We start from the raw sequence: 18,519 nt of genomic DNA on the forward strand, positions 1-18,519 counted from the left end.
CGATGCTGAAGAAGAAGGAATCCGTCCGGTACTACGACTCGGCCGGCAGCCGGGCGTTCGACGTACTGAACCTCGTACTGCTGACTGGTCTGGCACTTGTCACTGTCTTACCACTGGTCTATGTGCTGGCCGGGTCGTTCGCGACCGAGTCGGAGATCAGCTCGCGGCCGTTCTTCCTGTGGCCGGAGAAGTTCGTCACCGACACGTACCGGTACATCTTCTCCACTGACACATTCGTCCGGGCGTTGCTGACGACGATCTGTGTCACCGCGGTCGGCACGGTGGTGCAGTTGCTGCTCACGCTGACCATGGCGTACCCGCTGGCCAAGCGGTTCCTGCCGGGCCGGGCGCTGGTGCTGAACCTGGTGGTGTTCACGTTGGTGTTCAGCGGCGGCATGATCCCGACCTACCTGGTGGTGCGTGACCTCGGGCTGCTGGACAGCTACTGGGCGCTGATCCTGCCGCTGGCGATCAACCCGTTCTACCTGATCGTGGTGAAGAGCTTCTTCCAGGAGTTGCCGGAGGCACTCGAGGAGGCGGCCCGGATCGACGGCTGCAACGAGCTCAACGTGTTCCTGCGGATCGTGCTGCCGTTGTCGAAGCCGATCATCGCGACGTTCTCGCTGTTCTACGCGGTCGGGATCTGGAACGACTACATGTCGCCATTGCTCTACATCGACGACAGCAAGAAGTGGACGCTCCAGATGATCGTCCGCCAACTGACCGCGGCGAACGCGGACTCCGCGAACGTCCTGCAGCAGCTGGAGACGGTCACGTTCCCGGAGCAGGGGCTGAAGTTCGCGGTCGTGGTCGTCGCGACGTTGCCGATCCTGTTCTTCTACCCGTTCCTGCAGAAGCACTTCGCGAAGGGCGTCCTGATCGGATCGGTGAAGGAATGACAACGCTTCAATGGCTCGAAACACCTTGCAAACAGGGCGTTTCCTGGGGCGTCCCCTGGCCCCGTGGAACGGTTGCCGAAGGCACCACCTTCGCTCTGGCCGACGGTACGCCGGTGCAGAGCTGGACGACCGCGACCTGGCCGGACGGTTCGATCAAGTGGTCCGCCCACGCGATCGGCCCTTCCGAGCAGCCGGAGTCGTCGTACGAGCTGTTCACCGGAGCCCCCGCGGCACCGAGCCGGCCCGTGCAGGTCGAGCAGACCGGCGACGAGGTCCGGGTGACGTCAGGCGACGTCACCTGGGTGCTCAAAGCACCACATCTGATCTTGTCTATCAAGTACGACGACCAGACCGTCGTACAAGACGTACGACTGGTCAGTCTGCGGCAGAACGCACCGGACGAGGAGCTCGGTCGCACCCGGCAGCAGACGACCGCGACGGTCGACACGATCACCGTCGAACAGGACGGGCCGGTGCGGGCCGTGGTGAAGCTGGACGGCAAGCACGGCGACTGGCTGCCGTTCAGTGTCCGGCTCTACTTCTACGCGGGGGCGACCGACGTCCGGATCGTGCACAGCTTCATCTGGGACGGTGATCCGGACCGCGACTTCCTCGCCGGCCTGGGCCTCAGCGCCGATGTGGTGATGCGCGACGAACCGCACAACCGGCATATCCGGCTGGCCGGTCCGTCCGGCTTCCTCACCGAGGCAGTCCGCGGTCTGACCGGTCTGCGTCGTGATCCAGGTGAACATGTAAGACAAGCGCAGGTGGCTGGCCATGCGGTCGAGGAGATCCCCAACCCCGAGGTGTCGAACCGGCTGCACCTGATCCCGCAGTGGAACGACTACACCCTCGACCAGAGCAGCGCGGACGGCTTCACCCTGCGCAAGCGGACCGGACCCGACCACGCCTGGGTGACCATCCCAGCCGGCACGAGATCGCCCGGCTACGGGTACGTCGGTGGTGCCAGCGGCGGACTCGGCTTCGGCCTGCGTGACTTCTGGAAACTGCACCCGACTCGCCTGGACATCCGCAACGCGGCCACGGACCTTGCCACCGCCACGGTGTGGATGTGGTCGCCGAGTGCACCGGCGATGGACGTGCGCTACTGGCACGACGGCATGGACCAGGACAGCTACGCCGAACAGCTCGAAGGCCTCGAGATCACCTACGAGGACTACGAACCAGGCTTCGGCAACGCACACGGCATCGCCCGCACCCACGAGCTGACGTTAAGGGTCCACAACGCGACGCCGTCAGCAGACGAGTTGGCAGAGCACGCAGCCCTGCTCAACTCCCCCGGCCTGCTCGCCGTTCCCCCAGCCCGTATCCTCGAGGCCGGTGTCTTCGGCAGCTGGAGTCTGCCCACTGCCGACGACCAGGACATCGAAGCCCGGCTGAACTTCCTGTTCCGGTACTACGTCGGCCAACGTGAGCAGCGTCGTTGGTACGGGTTCTGGGACTACGGCGATGTCATGCATACGTACGATCCTGACCGGCACACCTGGCGGTACGACATCGGTGGCTACGCGTGGGACAACTCCGAACTGTCTCCGGATCTGTGGCTCTGGTACCAGTACCTCCGGACCGGGCGTGCCGATGTGTTCCGGTTCGCTGAGGCGATGACCCGTCATACAGGTGAAGTTGACATACATCACCTCGGCCGGTGGAAGGGACTTGGTTCGCGGCACAACGTGCAGCACTGGGGCTGCAGTTGCAAGCAGGCACGCATCTCCAACGCGATCTACCGGCGCTTCTACTACTACCTGACCGCCGACGAGCGGACCGGCGATCTGATGGACGAGCTGGCGACCATCGAGGAGACGTTCCTGGTCGTCGATCCGCAGCGCAAAGTGCGGCCTGATGTCTACTCCCCCGACCCGCATGCGCTGTCGATCGAACTGGGCGTGGACTGGGGTGCACTCGCTGCGGCCTGGCTCACGCGGTGGGAGCGGCACGGGGACGAGCGTGCCCGCGCACGGCTGGTCGGCACGATGGCTGACATCGCAGCACTGCCTTACGGTTTCCTCACCGGCAGCGCGCGGCTGGACCTGTCCACCGGGCGCTTCGACACCAGCCGGCGGACCATCGCGGTGTCACACCTGTCCTCGCTCTTCGGCCTGCCCGAGATCTGTTCCGAGCTCATCGACCTGGACCTTGACGTACCCGGGTTCGAGAAGGCGTGGCTGGACTACTGCCGGCTCTACCTGCTCTCGCCTGAGGAGCAAGCAGCAGAGGTCGGCCAAGCACTACAAGGCATCTCACTCGTCCAGGCTCACAGCCGGCTCGCCGCGTACGCCGCCGCACGCACCGGCGACGCAGAGCTGGCCCGACTCGCCTGGCGCAAGTTCTTCCTCGACGAAGGCGACCAGGTCAACCGCAATCCCCTGCAGCGCGAGGCGGAGTGGAAGACAACTTCGATCGACGGTGCACTCATGCCGGTCGACGAGGCCGCTTTCGTCAGCACCAACAGCGCGGCGCAGTACGCGCTGGCAGCGATCCAGAACCTGTCCCTGATACCTGAACACCGAAATGACAGAGGTGGAACGGCATGGAGGTCTCCCGACGCACAGTCCTAGCAGGTATGGCCGCCGTACCCGCGGTGTCCCTGCTGGACTCCCCCGCCGCTGCAGCCTTCGCGCAGCAGGCCGAAGCAACTGAAGTGAAGCTCACCTGGCTGGAAGGCAAGCCGACCTCGGCGGCCGTCACGACGTGGGGTACGCCGTGGCCGAAGGGCACCGTACCGGCGAACCAGTCCTTCGCGCTGAAGGCTGCGGACGGCAGCGCCGTACCGCTGCAGAGCTGGCCGACGGCGTACTGGCCGGACGGGTCGCTCAAGTGGAGTGCGCACGCCATCGCGGTGGACGCACCGGCCGAGTCCTACACCCTCGGCCCTGGTACGGCGGCTGCCCCGGCGCAAGCCGTCACGGTCAAGGACGAGAAGACCTACGTCGACGTCGACACCGGCGTGATCAAGGTGAGGATCCGGAAGAGCGGCTCCGAGCTGATCAGCCAGATCTCGCGTGACGACGTGGTGATCGCCCGCAAGGGCCAACTGGTCAATCTCAAGCAGGACAAGATCGCCGAGGACGAGGAAGGCGGCGGCGTCCGGGAACGCTATGAGAGCGACATCCAGAAGGTCACCGTCGAGCAGGCCGGTCCGGTGCGTGCTGTGGTGCGCATCGAGGGCCGGCACAAGTCCCGCAAGGGCAAGACGTGGTTGCCGTTCTCGGTGCGGTTGTACTTCGCGGCGGGCGCCGAGAACGTGCGGATGGTGCACACGTTCGTGTACGACCGCGATGGTCAGAAGGACTACATCGCTGGCCTCGGCGTGCGCTTCCGGGTGCCGCTGCGCGATGCGGCGTACGACCGTCATGTCCGCTTCGTCGGTGAGGGTCACGGCATGCTTGCCGAGGCAGTGAAGGGCATCACCGGGTTGCGGCGCGACCCCGGTGCCGTCGTACGGGCCGCACAGGTCGCCGGGACCAAGCTGCCCGACCCGTCGACGTGGGACCAGCGGGTGACGACGCGGCTGCAGTACATCCCCGAGTGGGGTGACTACTCGCTCAGCCAGTTGAACGCGGACGGCTTCACGGTGAAGAAGCGGACCAAGAAGGGGTACGGCTGGATCCCGGTCGACCAGGGCAAGCGCGCATCGGGCCTCGGGTACGTCGGTGGTGTGAGTGGCGGTTTTGCCTTTGGATTAAGGGACTTCTGGCAGCGGCACCCCACTCAGCTCGACATCCGAGGTGCGGCGACCGAGGAGGCCGAGGTCACGGTGTGGCTGTGGTCTCCGGAGGCCGGTCCGATGGACACGCGGTTCTACCACGACGGCATGGGTCAGGACACGTACCCGGAACAGCTCGAGGGCCTCAACATCACCTACGAGGACTACGAGCCCGCGTTCGGTACGCCGTACGGGATCGCAAGGACCAGTGAGCTGACGTTCTGGGCGCTGGCGGCGACACCGTCAGCCGACCGGCTGGGTGACATGGCCGACCAGGTGCGGACTCCCCCGCAGCTGATCAACCCGGTGGACCAGTTGGTGTCGACGAAGGTGTTCGGTGGGCTGGTCACGCCGGTGGACCGCTCGGTGCCGGCTAAGAAGGCGATCGAGGACCACCTGGACTTCCTGTTCGACTTCTACCGGGGTCAGGTCGAGTCGCGGCACTGGTACGGGTTCTGGGACTACGGCGACATCATGCACACGTTCGACGAGGACCGGCTGGTCTGGCGGTACGACGTGGGCGGGTACGCGTGGGACAACTCGGAGCTGTCGCCGGACCTGTGGCTCTGGTACGCGTTCCTGCGATCCGGCCGGGCCGACATCTTCCGGTTCGCCGAGGCGATGACGCGACACACTGGTGAGGTCGACGTCTACCACCTCGGGCAGTGGGCCGGTCTGGGTACGCGGCACGGCGTACAGCACTGGGCTGACAGTGCGAAGCAGCAGCGGATCAGTACGGCGATCTACCGGCGCTTCTACTACTACCTGACGGCTGACGAGCGGACTGGCGACCTGCTGTCCGAGCTGGTCGACTCCGACCGCACGTTCCTGGTGCTGGACCCGCTGCGGAAGATCAGGACCGAGCCGTACGAGCCGGACCCGCATGCACTCGCCATCGGCCTCGGCACGGACTGGAGTGGTCTGGCTGCCGCGTGGCTGACCGAGTGGGAGCGTCAAGGCCCCAAGGCCGCGACTGCGAAAGCCAAGCTGCTGGGAACCATGGAGACGATCGGCGCGATGCCGAACGGCTTCGTCACCGGTGGTGGGCTCTACGACCTGGACACCGGGCGGTTCGCACCGGTCACGGAGAAGACCGTCAGTGTGTCGCACCTGAGTGCGATGTTCGGCCAGGTAGAGATCTGTGCTGAGCTCATCGACCTGGTCGAAATGCCGGCGTTCGAGGCCGCGTGGCTGCAGTACTGCCGCCTCTACAACGCCACCCGGGCCGAGCAGACCGAAGAGTGCGGTGCGTACTTCGGCAACCTCATCCTCCGCCAGGGTCACGCCCGTCTCACGGCGTACGCTGCCGTCCGGCTGGACCGGGACGACCTGGCCGCCCGGGCCTGGAAGGAGTTCTACACCGGCGACGGCTACGGACCGAACCTCCCGTGGACCGCTGAGGACGTGAAGTCGACCCTCAACCCGACCCAGGCCGCCAAGTGGGTCTCCACCAACACCACAGCGCTGTACGGCCTGGCCGCCATCCAGACCTTGGCGTTGGTGGGCGACCAGATCGTCAACCCCTGAGATCAGGCCTTCAGGAAGGCTTCCGCGAGTTCGGTCGGGCGGGTGAAACAGGCCTCGTGACTGCCGGGGACCGGGATGGGAGCAACGCCGAGCCGCTCGGCGAATCGGGTCCAACCGAATTCGCCGGGCGGCAGGGCGACGTCGTCCTCACCGAGCAGGAAGGCGACCGGTACGCCGAGGGTCTCGAGGTCCAGCGGTACGACGGTCCCGGTGAAGTACTGCATCGGCTGCGGCACGAGGAGGCCGTGCACCATCCGCTGCAGGTCCTCCGGCGCGTCCGGCATGAACACGGCCTGCCACACCTCGAACGGCATCGCGACCGAGTTGTTCCCCGACGCCTGCGCCTGTCCGTCGAACAACGCCTGATAGTTCGGCGGTACCTCGTCGTACAGGCTCCTGCCCTCGGCCGGCACGAACGCGCTCCAGAACACCAGTTTCCGCAACCGCGCCGCGAGCCGTGGCGCCGCGCCGGCGATCACGTAACCGCCCCAGCTGTGCCCGACCAGCGTGACGTCGTGCAGATCTTCGCCCTCGACGAGTTCGACAACCGAGTCGACGACATCGGTCAGCGTGTACGGCGTGGGGTCCGCGCCGTCCCGTAGTCCGGGCAGGGTCGGGGTCAGCACCCGATGGCCCGCGGCTCGAAGCTGCTCGGCGACGGGTCGCCAGGCCCACCCGCCATGCCAGGCACCGGTGATGAGGACGAACGTTCCAGCCATGGCGCACTCCTTCGCAGGGCTCGAGATGCCACGAATCGTGCCACTCGCCCTGACGCTCGTCAATATTTTGACACGCTTTATCGAAGACCGGACGATCGCAACATCTCGACGCCGTGGCCCATCGTGCTTGGTGAGACGCCTTTCGGTGTCTCACCAGGGGGGATTTGCCATGTCACCGATTCGTACGCGTTTGATCACGATGGCGGCACTGGGGACCGTACTCATCACGGGCTGCGGCAGCTCTGAGCCTGACGGCTCGGCCGGCGCAGCGCCCAGCACAACCCGGCAGTCTGCCGCGCCACCGTCGACGCCGGCCGCAAGTATCGCCGATCTGACAGCGCAGCAGATTCTGAAGAAGGCCGGCGCCGCAGTCAGAGCCGCCGTCAGCGTGCGTGTCCGCGGCCCACTCGCCGTGGAGGACGGCCCGCCGATGGCCATCGATGTCGGCATGACCAATGCCGGCAGCTCCGGCACCATCACCATGGACGGCGCCGCACTCGAGGTGCTGGTGATCGGCCAGACGGCGTACGTACAGCCCAGCGACGCCTACTGGCGGCAGACCGTCAAGCCGAAGTCGGCGGCCGACAAGCTCATCAAGCAGACCCGCGGACGGTGGATCAAGGCCAAGCTGACCGACGAGGGCTTCGGTCAGACGGCCTCGTTCGCCAGCAAGGCCACCTTCTTCGACTCCACGTTCGACGGGGACCATGCGGTCCGGAAGGTCGGACCACGGACCATCGGAGGCATCCTGTGCGTCGGCCTCGGGAAGGACGGCGAGGGCATCGCGTGGCTCGACGCCGGCACGGCGCGGCTGATCCAGCTGGATCAGCCCGCCCCGACCGCAAGCATCACCTTCACCGAGTACGACCAGGTGAAGGCGCCCAAGGCGCCGCCGAAAGCTCAGGTGATCGACGGCAAGACGCTCGGCCTGTGAGGCCCGGGCGGCTCAGGCGTTGGCGGCTTCCATGATCTCGTCGCTGACGTCGAAGTTGGCGTAGACGTTCTGGACGTCGTCGCTGTCCTCGAGCGCGTCGATCAGCCGGAAGATCTTGCCGGCGCCGTCGGCGTCCAGCTCGACCGTCATCGACGGGACGAACTGCACCTCGGCCGACTCGTAGTCGATCCCGGCGTCCTGCAGCGCGGTCCGCGCCTCGACCACGTCGGTGGCCTCGGTGATGACCTCCCAGGACTCGCCGAGGTCGTTCACCTCCTCGGCACCGGCCTCGAGCACGGCCTCCATCACGTCGTCCTCGGACAGCGACTTCCCGTCCTGGTCCTTGGCCAGCACGATGACGCCCTTGCGGTTGAACAGGTAGGCGACCGAGTTCGGGTCGGCCAGGGAGCCGCCGTTCCGCGACATCGCGGTCCGGACGTCCGCGGCCGCGCGGTTGCGGTTGTCGGTCAGGCACTCGACCAGCATTGCGACACCGTTCGGGCCGTAGCCCTCGTACATGATCGTCTGGTACTCGGCGCCACCGGCCTCGGCGCCGGAGCCACGCTTGACCGCGCGGTCGATGTTGTCGTTCGGGACCGACGACTTCTTCGCCTTCTGGATGGCGTCGTACAGGGTCGGGTTCCCGCCAGGGTCGCCACCGCCCATCCGGGCGGCCACCTCGATGTTCTTGATCAGCTTCGCGAAGAGCTTGCCGCGCTTCGCGTCGATGACGGCTTTCTTGTGCTTCGTGGTGGCCCACTTGGAGTGGCCTGACATGGCGAAACCAACCCTTCTACCGCTTCCAGCGTCTCAGAGTCCGCGCACCAGCTCGGCGAAGTAGCCGTGCAGCCTGGCGTCCCCGGTCATCTCCGGATGGAACGACGTGGCCAGCAGCCGATCATGGCGAACCGCGACGATCCTACCCGCGGCCGGGCCCGAGCTCACCGTCGAGAGTACCTCGACGTCCCGGCCGACCCGCTCCACCCACGGTGCCCGGATGAACACGGCGTGGTACGGCGTGTCGAACGCGGCTCCCAGACCGGTGAAATCCAGGTCCGCCTCGAACGAGTCCACCTGCCGCCCGAACGCGTTCCGCCGCACCGTCACATCCAGTCCGCCGAGCGTCTCCTGGCCGTCGATCCCGCCGGTGATCTCGTTCGCCAGCATGATCATCCCGGCGCAGGTGCCGAACACCGGCATCCCGTCCGCGATCCGCTTCTGCAGCGGCTCGAACAGCTCGAACGCGCGGGCCAGCTTGTCCATCGTGGTCGACTCGCCACCCGGCAGCACCAGCGCGTCCACCTGCTCGAGCTCGGCCGGCCGCCGTACCGGCCGCGCCTCGACGCCGACCTGGTTCAGCATGGCCACGTGCTCACGCACATTGCCCTGCAGAGCGAACACGCCGATCACGGTCATAAAGTCACCCTTCGCTGCCAGTCGAGCGTGACCTCGATCCGGCCTTCGTCGAAAACGGCGGGCAGGTTGTGCTGGTGCAACAGCGCGAGCACGTCCTCCAGGAGCGGTTCACCGGGCGCGACGTTGGCAGTGTCGGGATGCCAGACCTTCAGCTCGAGCATCCCGAAGTCGACCGCGTGCCACACGTCGGTGTCGGTGAAGAACACCAGGCCCTTCGGATCCGCGGCAGCCTCGAGGGCCTGCCTGGCGGCGTGGTGGTCCGACGTGTAGCGGACCACCACCACTCCGCGCATCTCGAGCTCGTCCAGTACGGCGTCCAACCGGTCGGGATCCGTGGTCGCGGGCCAGTCGTTGGCGTCCGCGTCGAGGTCGATCACCGCCTCGCCGATCAGCAGCGGCACCAGCGCGGACGCGTCGATCGACGGCGCGTCCTCCTGGACGGCCTCGGTCAACGCGGCCGTGATGGCGGCGTGGTCGGCGTACCCGGACCGCACCAGGACGCGAGCCAGACCGCGCAGCTCCCGCGCGGTCCGCTCGTCCACTGCCAGCAGGCCTTCCGGAGTTGTCACCAGCCGCGCTCGGCGAGACGGTGCGGCTGCGGGATCTCGTCGACGTTGATGCCGACCATCGCCTCACCCAGACCGCGGGACACCTTGGCGAGCACGTCCGGGTCGTCGTAGAAGGTGGTCGCCTTGACGATCGCCTCGGCGCGCTGGGCCGGGTTGCCGGACTTGAAGATGCCGGAGCCGACGAACACGCCCTCGGCGCCGAGCTGCATCATCATCGCGGCGTCGGCCGGGGTGGCGATCCCGCCGGCGGTGAACAGCACGACCGGGAGCTTGCCCAGCTGCGCGACCTCCTTGACCAGCTCGTACGGCGCCTGCAGCTCCTTGGCCGCGACGAACAGCTCGTCCTCGGGGAGGCTCTGCAGCTTGCGGATCTCCTGCCGGATCTGGCGCATGTGGGTGGTCGCGTTGGAGACGTCACCGGTGCCGGCCTCGCCCTTGGAGCGGATCATCGCCGCACCCTCGGTGATCCGGCGCAGCGCCTCGCCCAGATTGGTTGCTCCGCAGACGAACGGCACCGTGAACTGCCACTTGTCGATGTGGTTGGCGTAGTCGGCCGGGGTGAGCACCTCGGACTCGTCGATGTAGTCGACGCCGAGGCTCTGCAGCACCTGCGCCTCTACGAAGTGACCGATCCGGGCCTTGGCCATCACCGGGATCGAGACGGTGCTGATGATGCCGTCGATCATGTCCGGGTCGCTCATCCGGGAGACGCCGCCCTGCGCGCGGATGTCGGCCGGGACCCGCTCCAGCGCCATCACCGCGACGGCACCGGCGTCCTCGGCGATCTTGGCCTGCTCCGGGGTGACCACGTCCATGATCACGCCGCCCTTGAGCATCTCGGCCATGCCGCGCTTGACCTTCGCGGTTCCGGTCTGCGGGGTCTGGGGGGTCTGGTTCTCCGTCACTGCATCCTCCTGGTCGTGGGGCACGTCTCCAGATTAGGGCGCTCGGGGCACCTATCTTCAGTCCACCTCGGATCAAGTGGACTGAGCGATGGCATCCGACAGTCGGGAGACGACCAACCGGAGGGTCGCGGGCGGTGCGGTGAACGGGATGCGGATGTGCCGACGGTCCGTCCCGTCCGGTGTGAACAGGTCCCCAGCACCCAGCAGCAGCCCCTGTTCGCGGGCCTTCTCCAGTACCCGCCGCGCCCTGGTCTCCGTCAGCTCCAGCCACAACGTCATGCCACCAGTCGGCGTGGGCCACGCCACACCGTCGAGTGTCTTGAGTCCAGTCTCCAGTGCGGCCAGGTTGGCCCGAAGCCGGGTCCGGCGCCGACTGATCACCCGATCGAGCCGGCCGATGATCGCCTGGGCGAGGAGGTCGTCCAGCGCGCTGGGCGACGCCACACTGAGCTGAGCCGCGGTGTTGATGCGTCTCCTGAGCTGTTTGCCGGTGCGGACCCAGCCGACGCGCAGTCCACCCCACACAGTCTTCGAGAGCGACCCCACACTCACAGTCCGCGGGTAGCGACTCAGTGGCTCGGCCTGCTCTCCACTGGCCAACCACAGTGGCCTCATGGTCTCGTCACTGATCAGGGCGGCGCCATAGCGCCGGGCGATCTCGACCACCGCCGTACGGCGGTCAGCCGGGAGGCTCAGGCCGGTTGGGTTGTGGTTGTCCGCCTGGAGGTAGATGACCTTGGGGCGGTGCCGTCTACACAGGTGTGTGAGCTGGTCCGTGTCCCACACCCCAGCAGGCCAGCCGGCCACGTCCAGGCGGTGTTTTCGGAGCAGGTCGAAGGCAGCCGGGTACGTCGGGGTCTCGGTGATCGCTACTCCCGGTCCTAGGTCCAGTCCGGCGAGTGCTGCGTTGAGTCCGGCTGCGGCTCCCACGGTCAGGGTGAGCTGGTCCGGCTCGGTCGGTACGCCCTCTGTGGTGAGTCGCTCGGCTAGCGCCGTACGGAGCTCCAACGAGCCGCCTGGCGGTGGTCCGTCGCCGCCCATGGCCTGCGGGAGACCGTCCTCGACGATCTGCGCGGCCACCTCGGCCACGTCGTGCGGTGCGGCGGTCGTCGCGAACCGCAGGTCCAGCAGCGGCTGGTCCCCCGCTGTCACGGTCGACGCCGGCGCGATCGGGTCCAGCAGCCGGTCGAGCGGTCGCACGACCGTCCCGGAACCGCGCCTGGTCTCCAGTACGCCGTCCGCCCGCAAGTGATCCAACGCCCGTACGACGGTCACTCGACTGAGCCCGAGCCGCTCCGCCAGCACCCGCTCCGACGGCAACCGCGAGCCGATCGACAGGTCGCCCCGCTCGATCCGCCGCAGCACGAGCGCCTCGACCTGCTCGGTCTTGGTCCCGTCCACCGGATCCAGATCAGCATCCCGCCACATAAGTCCAGTCTGACACGACTGGCCTGACAGCGGGCGTGCTCGGCCTACCCGCCGCCCGGTGGCAACAAGCAGGATCAGTGCCGTCGGCTCTGACCTGCCGCGCGTGGTGGGACTGTCGGTGCGGGGTGTGAAGATCTACGCATGGACGAGCGGTGGGCGATTGCGCCGGAGGAGGGTGGCGGGGCGGTGCTCGTCGCCCTGCATCCGTCCTCCGGGCTGCCTGCCGGCCCTGTGTTGCATGAGCCGGATCTGGCGGCAGCCGTGGGTTCGCGTCCGCAGGTGACTCGGTGGGTGTGGCGGTCGTCGGCGGAGATCTACCCGCGGTTGCTGGAAAGTGGCGTCCGGGTGGAGCGCTGCTACGACATCGAGAACAGTGAGGGCCTGCTGCTCGGCCACGAGGGCCGGCTGGGTGAGCCGCGCTCGGCGGCCGCCGCGTGGGCTCGGTTGACCGGCCGGCCGGTGCCGCCGGATCCACCGTTGCGCGCCGTCGTACCGGGGGAACAGTCGTCGCTCTTCGAGATCCAGGAGGAGCCGGTCTCCTTCGAGGGCTTGTTGCAGGTGTACGCCGACCAACTCAAGCGGCATCAGCTGGCGGAGTATCCGGAGCGGATGCGGTTGCTCACGGCATCGGAATCGTCAGGGATGCTGGTCGCGGCGGAGATGGATCGGGCCGGGTTGCCGTGGAGTGCCTCGGCGCATCGTGAGCTGCTGACCGAGCTGCTCGGCGATCGATTCGGAGGGTCCGGGGAGCCTCGGCGGTTGACCGAGTTGGCCGACGAGGTGTCTGCGGCCTTTGATCGGCGGGTGCGTCCTGATCTGCCGGCCGACGTACTGAAGGCGTTCAAGTCGGCCGGGTATCAGCTGAAGTCGACCCGGCGCTGGGAGCTGGAGACGATCGACCATCCGGCGGTCGCGCCACTGATCGAGTACAAGAAGCTCTACCGCATCTACACCGCGAACGGCTGGTCCTGGCTGCACGACTGGGTGCATGACGGCCGGTTCCGGCCTGGCTTCCTTCCGGGCGGGACAGTCTCCGGCCGCTGGGTCACGAACGGCGGTGGCGGTCTCCAGATCCCGAAGGTCATCCGCCGAGCGGTCGTCGCCGACCCGGGGTGGCGGCTCGTGGTCGCGGACGCTTCCCAGCTCGAGCCGCGCATCCTGGCCGCGATCTCTCGCGACCCGGCCTTGATGGAGGTCGCGAGCTCGGCGGGCGATCTCTACAAATCGGTCTCGGACCAGGCGTTCGCGGGTGACCGCGCGATGGCGAAGCTCGCCGTACTCGGTGCGATCTACGGCCAGACCTCCGGCGACGGGTTGAAGAACCTCGCCATGCTCCGGAAGCGATTCCCGCAAGCAGTCGCGTACGTCGACGACGCCGCCCGGGCCGGCGAGGAAGGCCGCCTCGTCCGCACCTGGTTGGGTCGCACCTGCCCACCCGCCGGCACACCTCTGGACGCCGCCATGCTCGAAGGCCCACCAGCCGACGAACCCCAGACCGACGCCCGCCACGCCCGAGCCCGCGGCCGCTTCACCCGCAACTTCGTCGTCCAAGGCTCGGCCGCGGACTGGGCCCTGCTGATGCTCGCCGCCCTCCGCCAGTCGATCGCCGACCTGAAAGCCGAGCTCGTGTTCTTCCAGCACGACGAAGTCATCGTCCACTGCCCCGCCCAAGAAGCAGACCAGGTAGCCACCGCCATCCAATCCGCCAGCAACCTCGCCGGCACCCTGACCTTCGGCCCCACCCCCACCCACTTCGCCTTCACCACCGCCACCGTGAAGACGTACGCCGACGCGAAGTAGGCCCCGACGGCTCAGGTCAGGTGGGTCGGGAGGTTGAAGCGGGCGAAGCCGGTGAGGTGGAAGGCGGTCATTTCGGCGATGCGGCCTTGTTCTATGCGGAAGACGTCGAAGGCGAAGGGGTGGTAGGCCATGTCGGTGGGGGTGCGGAGGTAGGCGGCGAGGGTGGGTTGGAGGTTGAGGGTGGTGGGGAGGAAGCGCCAGTGGCCTCGGTAAGTGGGGTCGAGGTTGGGGGTCAGGGAGCGGATGGCGTCGCGGCGGCCCTGGAACCAGAACGGGTACGGCGGCATCGTGATGCGGATGTCTTTGTGCATGAGGGCGGCCAGGGCGTCGGGGTCGGCGGCATCCCAGGCGGCCATGTACTTGCGCAAAAGGTCTTGCTCGACGGCGGACGACGATGAAGCGGACCACTCCGAGCGGTGTGGTGGGAGATGTGAGCGGAGGACCGGCCGGGCTCGTTGGAGGGCGGAGTTGACCGCGGCGACGCTCAGCGCGACGGCGTCGGCGGTTTCGCGGGCCGACCAACCGAGGACGTCGCGGAAGATGAGTACGGCCCGTTGGCGCGGCGGGAGGTGCTGGATCGCTACCAGGAAGGCGAGTTCGATGGTTTCCCGGCGTACGGCGACAGCGTCGGGCTCCTCGATGCGGTTCAACATCACGTCCGGGAACGGCTGCAACCACGGCACGTCCTCGCGCGCAGGCAAGGCCGAGGCCGGGAACGACGCGGGCTCGAGTTGATACGGGAGGACACGCTGCGGTCGTCGTACGTCGTCGATACAAGCGTTGGTGGCGATCCGGTAGAGCCAGGCGCGCACCGACGAACGGCCCTCGAACCGATCCTGAGACTTCCAGGCACGCAGGAACGTCTCCTGGACCATCTCCTCGGCGTCGTCGTACGAGCCGAGCATCCGGTAGCAGTGCACCAGCAACTCCTGCCGATGCCGCTCAGCCAGGTCCTCGAAGTTCAACTCCCGTCCTCCAACTCGATCGTGGCCGGCATCGGCGCGTGACCCGCCAACCGCAGCCAGCTGACCAGCCGCCGCCGGCGCAGATCGCGTGTCGACACCACGATGTCGTTGTGGAACCGGCGCGCCAACTGGACCCGGCGCATCGCCATGCTCAGCTCCCCGGACCACGGTTCCGCATCGGTGCCGGTGGCATTGATCGCCCGGGTCAGCGCGGACTCACACTGCTCGCGCTCCTCTGCCGGCGCGGTCCGGGCCCGATGGGCCGCATCCAGCAGCAACAGCGACGACGCCGGATCGAGAATCCCGGCCCCCGCCAACTCCGCAACCAGCGCCGCCCGCTTGGCCAGCTCCGTCTCCAACGACGCCCGCGAGCTCTCGACCCGATGGTGCAGCCGATCCAACCGCCCAGCCGTCCAGCTCGCATACGCCCCGAGCAACAGCAGCCCGACAGCGACCGCGAGCAGCACCCAGGAAAGACTCACGGCCGCGCAGCAGGCAGATCGATCCGGAAACTGCAGCCGCCGGGGACGTTGCTGACGGCAATGGTCCCGTCGTGGGACTCGACGATGCCGCGGGCGATGGCCAGACCCAGGCCGGCGCCGCCGTCGGTCGGGGTCCGCCCCGCGTCACCGCGCCAGCCGACGTCGAAAACCCGGGGCAGGTCGTCGGCGGGTATGCCCCCGCAGGCGTCGCTGACCGCGAGACTGACTTCACCGTCGGACGAGCGGTCAACGGACACGGTGACCGCTTCCTCCGGTTTGGTATGGCGGATCGCGTTGTCGACCAGGTTCGTCACCGCGCGGGTCAGCTCGTCCGGATCCCCTTGTACGGCGAGCCGATCGTCATCCGCCGGCGTGGACACCACGAGCCGCACACCCGAGACCCGCGCATGCTCACCGCTCTCCCCCGCGACGTCCTCCGCCAGCTCTCGCAACGACACAGCCGTCCGCCGACGGGGCGCCGGCGCCGACGACAACCGCGACAGCTCGAACAGATCGTCCACCAGCCCGGTCATCCGATCGACCGTCGCCCGCATCTGCCGCAACGCCGCCGGTACGTCGTCGATCACGCCGTCCTCGAGTCCCTCGGACACGGCTCGCAACCCGGCGAGCGGCGTACGAAGGTCGTGGGACATGAACGCGACCAACTCCCGCCGGCTGTCCTCCAACGCACGCTCACGTTCATGTGACGCGGCCAGCTTCATCCGCGTCACCTCCAGCTCGTCCGTCAACGCCGCCAACTCGGCCGGCACAGTCCCCGTCGACGCGGCGGCCGGAGCGTCGTACGACGTACCGAGCTCGCGCAACCGTCGCCCCACATCACGCGAACCGGTGGTGATCCAGTGCCCGATCAGCACCGACAACGCGACTCCGAGCAGGGCCGAGAACGCCAGTGTCCACAGCACCACGAGCGAGTCGTGCGCCGAGATGAACATCGCCCGCACACTCTGCAGTACGGCGGCCAGCGCGGCAGCCATCGGCACCAGCGCCGCCACGATCATCGCCGTCCGCAACGACCGCCGCCGGAACTGCCACAGGATCGCGGCCCCGATCGCCGCCACCACCAGCGTCCACACGGTGGTCAGCGCGAGGATCGTGACGGTGTCGCGGTTCATCCTGATTCACCCGCGAGGCCTGATTCGCCCGCGAGACCCGATTCACCCACGAAGCGATACCCCGTCCGCGGCACGGTCAGCACCAGCTTCGGGTCCGACGGATCGGCCTCCAGCTTCTCCCGCAGCCGCCGGACGTGAACCGTCACCGTCGAGGAGTCACCGAAGTCCCAACCCCACACCCGGCGAAGCAGCTCGGCCTTCGTGTACGCCTTGCCCGGATGCGACACCAGATACGTCAGCAGGTCGAACTCGCGATGCGTCAACGACAACTCGACCCCGTCCAGGAACGCCAGCCGAGCACCCGTGTCGATCGTGACCGGCCCGGCGCTGATCTTGGTCGGCGTCAGATCCAGCCCGGCCAGCCGCTCCTCGCGCCGCAACATCGCCTGCACCCGCAGCGTCAGCTCGCGCGGGCTGAACGGCTTGACCACATAGTCGTCGGCGCCGACCTCCAGCCCGACCACCCGGTCCTCCTCCTCGCCGCGCGCGGACAGCATGATCACCGCGGCACCGTCATCGGCCGCGCGCATCCGGCGCAGCACCTCCAGCCCGGACAAGCCGGGCAGCATCACGTCCAGGACGACGACCGACGGCCTCCACTGCTGCCACACCTCGACCGCCGCGACCCCGTCCGCGACCACGCGGGCGTCGTACCCGGCCTTGGTCAGGTACGCCGAGACGACGTTCGAAACGGTCGGGTCGTCGTCCACCACGAGCACACGAGTAGCCACGGCTAGAGCGTAGATCGTTCGGCCCGACATCACAGTGCGTCACGACCCGGTTGTGGACAACCAGTTTGACGAGCCGGTGGACGCGCACCAACACTGAGCGGCGTGACGAAACGCATCGCCCTGGCGACCTCGGCCGCCCACCCTGAGTTGCACGAGCACGACCTCCCCCTCGTCGACGCGCTCCGCGCCACCGGTCTGACCCCGGTCACCGAGGTGTGGACCGACCCGTCCGTCGACTGGTCGGCGTACGACGCAGTACTGCTGCGCTCGGTGTGGGACTACCACATCAGGTACGACGAGTTCACCGAATGGCTCGGCCTGGTCGACAAGGCCGAGGTACCGGTGCTCAACGACAGCGGTCTGGTCCGGTGGAACAGCGACAAGCGCTACCTGCTCGAACTGCGGGAGCGCGGGGTCGCGATCGTGCCGTCGCAGGTGGCTGCGGGCGACTGCCTGCGCGAGGTGGTCGCCGGGCTCGACGGCCAGGAGATCGTCATCAAGCCGACGGTCAGCGCCACCGCCCGGCACACCATCCGCGGTCTCGCCGGCTCGCCGGAGCTCAACCAGGCGATGGACGACCTCCCGGACACCGTCTACCTCGTGCAGCCGTTCCAGACCGAGATCCAGACCGACGGCGAGTGGTCGCTGATGTTCGTCGACGGTGAGTTCACCCACGCCGTCGTCAAGCGTCCGGCAGCTGGTGACTACCGGGTCCAGGAGGAGTTCGGCGGCTACGCGACCCTGACCGAGCCGTCGCCCGCGGTGCTGGACGGCGCCCGGGCAGCTCTGGTGGCGGCCGGCTCCGACCCGCTGTACGCCCGCGTCGACGGCGTGGTCGTCAACGGCCGCTTCCTGCTGATGGAGCTCGAGCTGATCGAGCCCTACCTGTTCCTCCCCCAGTCCCCGGAAGCGACCGAGAAGCTCGCGGCCGCGGTCGCCGACCGCGTCTAGCTGGCGGCCGACTCCGGGTGACCCCGGCGGCGGCCGTACAGCAGGGTCTCGCCGGCCGCGGTGCCGGTGAACTTCGTCCGGCGGGCCCACTCGCGGCACTCGGCCAGCACCGGGCACGAGGTCAGGCAGAGCTGGCGGGCCTTGCGCTGCTCCCAGGGCGTCGCCGTCTCGTCGTAGGCAGGTGCCTGACCGATACAGGCGGCCCGGGTCATCCAGCGGTCGGCGGGATCAACGATCACTGTCAGGGTCGGCCTCATGACAAAACGGTAGGCGCCGCCGCGACCGGTCTGGACCGCGTCTCGGCATATGAGAGTTTGTCGACTGATTTAGTAG

Annotated in this window: 17 protein-coding genes; 6 read left to right on the forward strand and 11 right to left on the reverse strand. The window is 67.8% G+C overall.

The window, feature by feature from the left end:
- Positions 1-2 precede the first annotated feature (2 nt).
- The 3 genes from ACGFIF_RS39780 to ACGFIF_RS39790 are packed head-to-tail and all read left to right on the forward strand — an operon-like array spanning position 3 to position 6,153.
- Positions 3-899 carry a carbohydrate ABC transporter permease gene (locus ACGFIF_RS39780; protein WP_393162213.1) on the forward strand — a complete coding sequence of 299 codons (897 nt, stop codon included), beginning with the start codon at positions 3-5 and terminating at the stop codon, positions 897-899.
- Entirely contained in the window at positions 896-3,478 is a 2,583-nt protein-coding gene (locus ACGFIF_RS39785; RefSeq protein WP_393162215.1) for a Tat pathway signal sequence domain protein, read from the forward strand. The genes ACGFIF_RS39780 and ACGFIF_RS39785 overlap by 4 nt, the downstream gene beginning before the upstream one ends.
- A complete protein-coding gene (locus tag ACGFIF_RS39790; RefSeq protein ID WP_393162216.1) occupies positions 3,451-6,153 on the forward strand; it encodes a Tat pathway signal sequence domain protein in 2,703 nt (900 codons plus the stop codon). Before ACGFIF_RS39785 ends, ACGFIF_RS39790 begins: the two co-directional genes overlap by 28 nt.
- A gap of 2 nt (positions 6,154-6,155) precedes the next feature.
- On the opposite strand, the gene ACGFIF_RS39795 is transcribed toward ACGFIF_RS39790, so the two are convergent.
- Positions 6,156-6,872 (reverse strand): alpha/beta fold hydrolase, encoded by a 717-nt coding sequence (locus ACGFIF_RS39795; RefSeq protein ID WP_393162217.1) that lies wholly within the window; start codon positions 6,870-6,872, stop codon positions 6,156-6,158.
- 169 nt (positions 6,873-7,041) lie between these two features.
- On the opposite strand from ACGFIF_RS39795, the gene ACGFIF_RS39800 reads away from it, so the two are divergent.
- A complete protein-coding gene (locus ACGFIF_RS39800) occupies positions 7,042-7,806 on the forward strand; it encodes a hypothetical protein (protein WP_393162219.1) in 765 nt (254 codons plus the stop codon).
- 12 nt (positions 7,807-7,818) lie between these two features.
- Here the strand turns inward: ACGFIF_RS39800 and ACGFIF_RS39805 are convergent, their stop codons facing one another.
- The 5 genes from ACGFIF_RS39805 to ACGFIF_RS39825 all read right to left on the reverse strand — a co-directional run bounded on the left by ACGFIF_RS39805 (position 7,819) and on the right by ACGFIF_RS39825 (position 12,124).
- Positions 7,819-8,583 carry a YebC/PmpR family DNA-binding transcriptional regulator gene (locus ACGFIF_RS39805; RefSeq protein WP_393162221.1) on the reverse strand — a complete coding sequence of 255 codons (765 nt, stop codon included), beginning with the start codon at positions 8,581-8,583 and terminating at the stop codon, positions 7,819-7,821.
- A gap of 33 nt (positions 8,584-8,616) precedes the next feature.
- The gene (gene pdxT / locus ACGFIF_RS39810) at positions 8,617-9,222 is read right to left on the reverse strand and encodes a pyridoxal 5'-phosphate synthase glutaminase subunit PdxT (RefSeq protein WP_393162223.1); all 606 of its coding nucleotides are present in this window, start codon (positions 9,220-9,222) and stop codon (positions 8,617-8,619) included.
- Positions 9,219-9,791, reverse strand: coding sequence for a DUF6891 domain-containing protein (locus ACGFIF_RS39815; protein WP_393162225.1), 573 nt, complete (start codon positions 9,789-9,791; stop codon positions 9,219-9,221). Before ACGFIF_RS39815 ends, pdxT begins: the two co-directional genes overlap by 4 nt.
- Complete coding sequence (pdxS, locus tag ACGFIF_RS39820; RefSeq protein ID WP_393162227.1) at positions 9,788-10,696, reverse strand: pyridoxal 5'-phosphate synthase lyase subunit PdxS; 909 nt, start codon at positions 10,694-10,696, stop codon at positions 9,788-9,790. The genes ACGFIF_RS39815 and pdxS overlap by 4 nt, the downstream gene beginning before the upstream one ends.
- A 72-nt stretch (positions 10,697-10,768) precedes the next feature.
- The gene (locus ACGFIF_RS39825; RefSeq protein ID WP_393162229.1) at positions 10,769-12,124 is read right to left on the reverse strand and encodes a PLP-dependent aminotransferase family protein; all 1,356 of its coding nucleotides are present in this window, start codon (positions 12,122-12,124) and stop codon (positions 10,769-10,771) included.
- A gap of 141 nt (positions 12,125-12,265) precedes the next feature.
- On the opposite strand from ACGFIF_RS39825, the gene ACGFIF_RS39830 reads away from it, so the two are divergent.
- The gene (locus ACGFIF_RS39830) at positions 12,266-13,924 is read left to right on the forward strand and encodes a bifunctional 3'-5' exonuclease/DNA polymerase (protein WP_393162231.1); all 1,659 of its coding nucleotides are present in this window, start codon (positions 12,266-12,268) and stop codon (positions 13,922-13,924) included.
- A gap of 11 nt (positions 13,925-13,935) precedes the next feature.
- Here ACGFIF_RS39830 and ACGFIF_RS39835 read toward each other — a convergent pair whose 3' ends face one another.
- Genes ACGFIF_RS39835 through ACGFIF_RS39850 form a run of 4 tightly spaced genes read right to left on the reverse strand, consistent with a single transcriptional unit; the run spans position 13,936 to position 17,235 of the window.
- Entirely contained in the window at positions 13,936-14,889 is a 954-nt protein-coding gene (locus tag ACGFIF_RS39835) for an RNA polymerase subunit sigma-70 (protein ID WP_393162233.1), read from the reverse strand.
- Positions 14,886-15,371 carry a hypothetical protein gene (locus tag ACGFIF_RS39840; protein ID WP_393162235.1) on the reverse strand — a complete coding sequence of 162 codons (486 nt, stop codon included), beginning with the start codon at positions 15,369-15,371 and terminating at the stop codon, positions 14,886-14,888. The genes ACGFIF_RS39835 and ACGFIF_RS39840 overlap by 4 nt, the downstream gene beginning before the upstream one ends.
- Positions 15,368-16,504, reverse strand: a complete 1,137-nt coding sequence (locus tag ACGFIF_RS39845; RefSeq protein ID WP_393162237.1) for a sensor histidine kinase — start codon at positions 16,502-16,504, stop codon at positions 15,368-15,370. Before ACGFIF_RS39845 ends, ACGFIF_RS39840 begins: the two co-directional genes overlap by 4 nt.
- Positions 16,501-17,235 carry a response regulator transcription factor gene (locus ACGFIF_RS39850; RefSeq protein ID WP_393162239.1) on the reverse strand — a complete coding sequence of 245 codons (735 nt, stop codon included), beginning with the start codon at positions 17,233-17,235 and terminating at the stop codon, positions 16,501-16,503. The genes ACGFIF_RS39845 and ACGFIF_RS39850 overlap by 4 nt, the downstream gene beginning before the upstream one ends.
- Before the next feature lie 102 nt (positions 17,236-17,337).
- On the opposite strand from ACGFIF_RS39850, the gene ACGFIF_RS39855 reads away from it, so the two are divergent.
- On the forward strand, positions 17,338-18,186 hold the full coding sequence (locus tag ACGFIF_RS39855; protein ID WP_393162241.1) for a RimK family alpha-L-glutamate ligase: 849 nt from the start codon (positions 17,338-17,340) through the stop codon (positions 18,184-18,186).
- On the opposite strand, the gene ACGFIF_RS39860 is transcribed toward ACGFIF_RS39855, so the two are convergent.
- Positions 18,183-18,443, reverse strand: a complete 261-nt coding sequence (locus ACGFIF_RS39860) for a WhiB family transcriptional regulator (RefSeq protein WP_393162243.1) — start codon at positions 18,441-18,443, stop codon at positions 18,183-18,185. The genes ACGFIF_RS39855 and ACGFIF_RS39860 overlap by 4 nt on opposite strands.
- Between the last annotated feature and the right edge of the window lie 76 nt (positions 18,444-18,519).

The organism is Kribbella sp. NPDC049174, from assembly GCF_043197365.1.
GTDB lineage: Bacteria > Actinomycetota > Actinomycetes > Propionibacteriales > Kribbellaceae > Kribbella.

Coding starts and splice junctions, on each gene's coding strand:
- ACGFIF_RS39780 (WP_393162213.1), top strand. CDS start 3: ATGCTGAAGAAGAAGGAATCCGTCCGGTACTACGACTCGGCCGGCAGC.
- ACGFIF_RS39785 (WP_393162215.1), top strand. CDS start 896: ATGACAACGCTTCAATGGCTCGAAACACCTTGCAAACAGGGCGTTTCC.
- ACGFIF_RS39790 (WP_393162216.1), top strand. CDS start 3,451: ATGGAGGTCTCCCGACGCACAGTCCTAGCAGGTATGGCCGCCGTACCC.
- ACGFIF_RS39795 (WP_393162217.1), bottom strand. CDS start 6,872: ATGGCTGGAACGTTCGTCCTCATCACCGGTGCCTGGCATGGCGGGTGG.
- ACGFIF_RS39800 (WP_393162219.1), top strand. CDS start 7,042: ATGTCACCGATTCGTACGCGTTTGATCACGATGGCGGCACTGGGGACC.
- ACGFIF_RS39805 (WP_393162221.1), bottom strand. CDS start 8,583: ATGTCAGGCCACTCCAAGTGGGCCACCACGAAGCACAAGAAAGCCGTC.
- pdxT (WP_393162223.1), bottom strand. CDS start 9,222: ATGACCGTGATCGGCGTGTTCGCTCTGCAGGGCAATGTGCGTGAGCAC.
- ACGFIF_RS39825 (WP_393162229.1), bottom strand. CDS start 12,124: ATGTGGCGGGATGCTGATCTGGATCCGGTGGACGGGACCAAGACCGAG.
- ACGFIF_RS39830 (WP_393162231.1), top strand. CDS start 12,266: ATGGACGAGCGGTGGGCGATTGCGCCGGAGGAGGGTGGCGGGGCGGTG.
- ACGFIF_RS39845 (WP_393162237.1), bottom strand. CDS start 16,504: ATGAACCGCGACACCGTCACGATCCTCGCGCTGACCACCGTGTGGACG.
- ACGFIF_RS39860 (WP_393162243.1), bottom strand. CDS start 18,443: ATGAGGCCGACCCTGACAGTGATCGTTGATCCCGCCGACCGCTGGATG.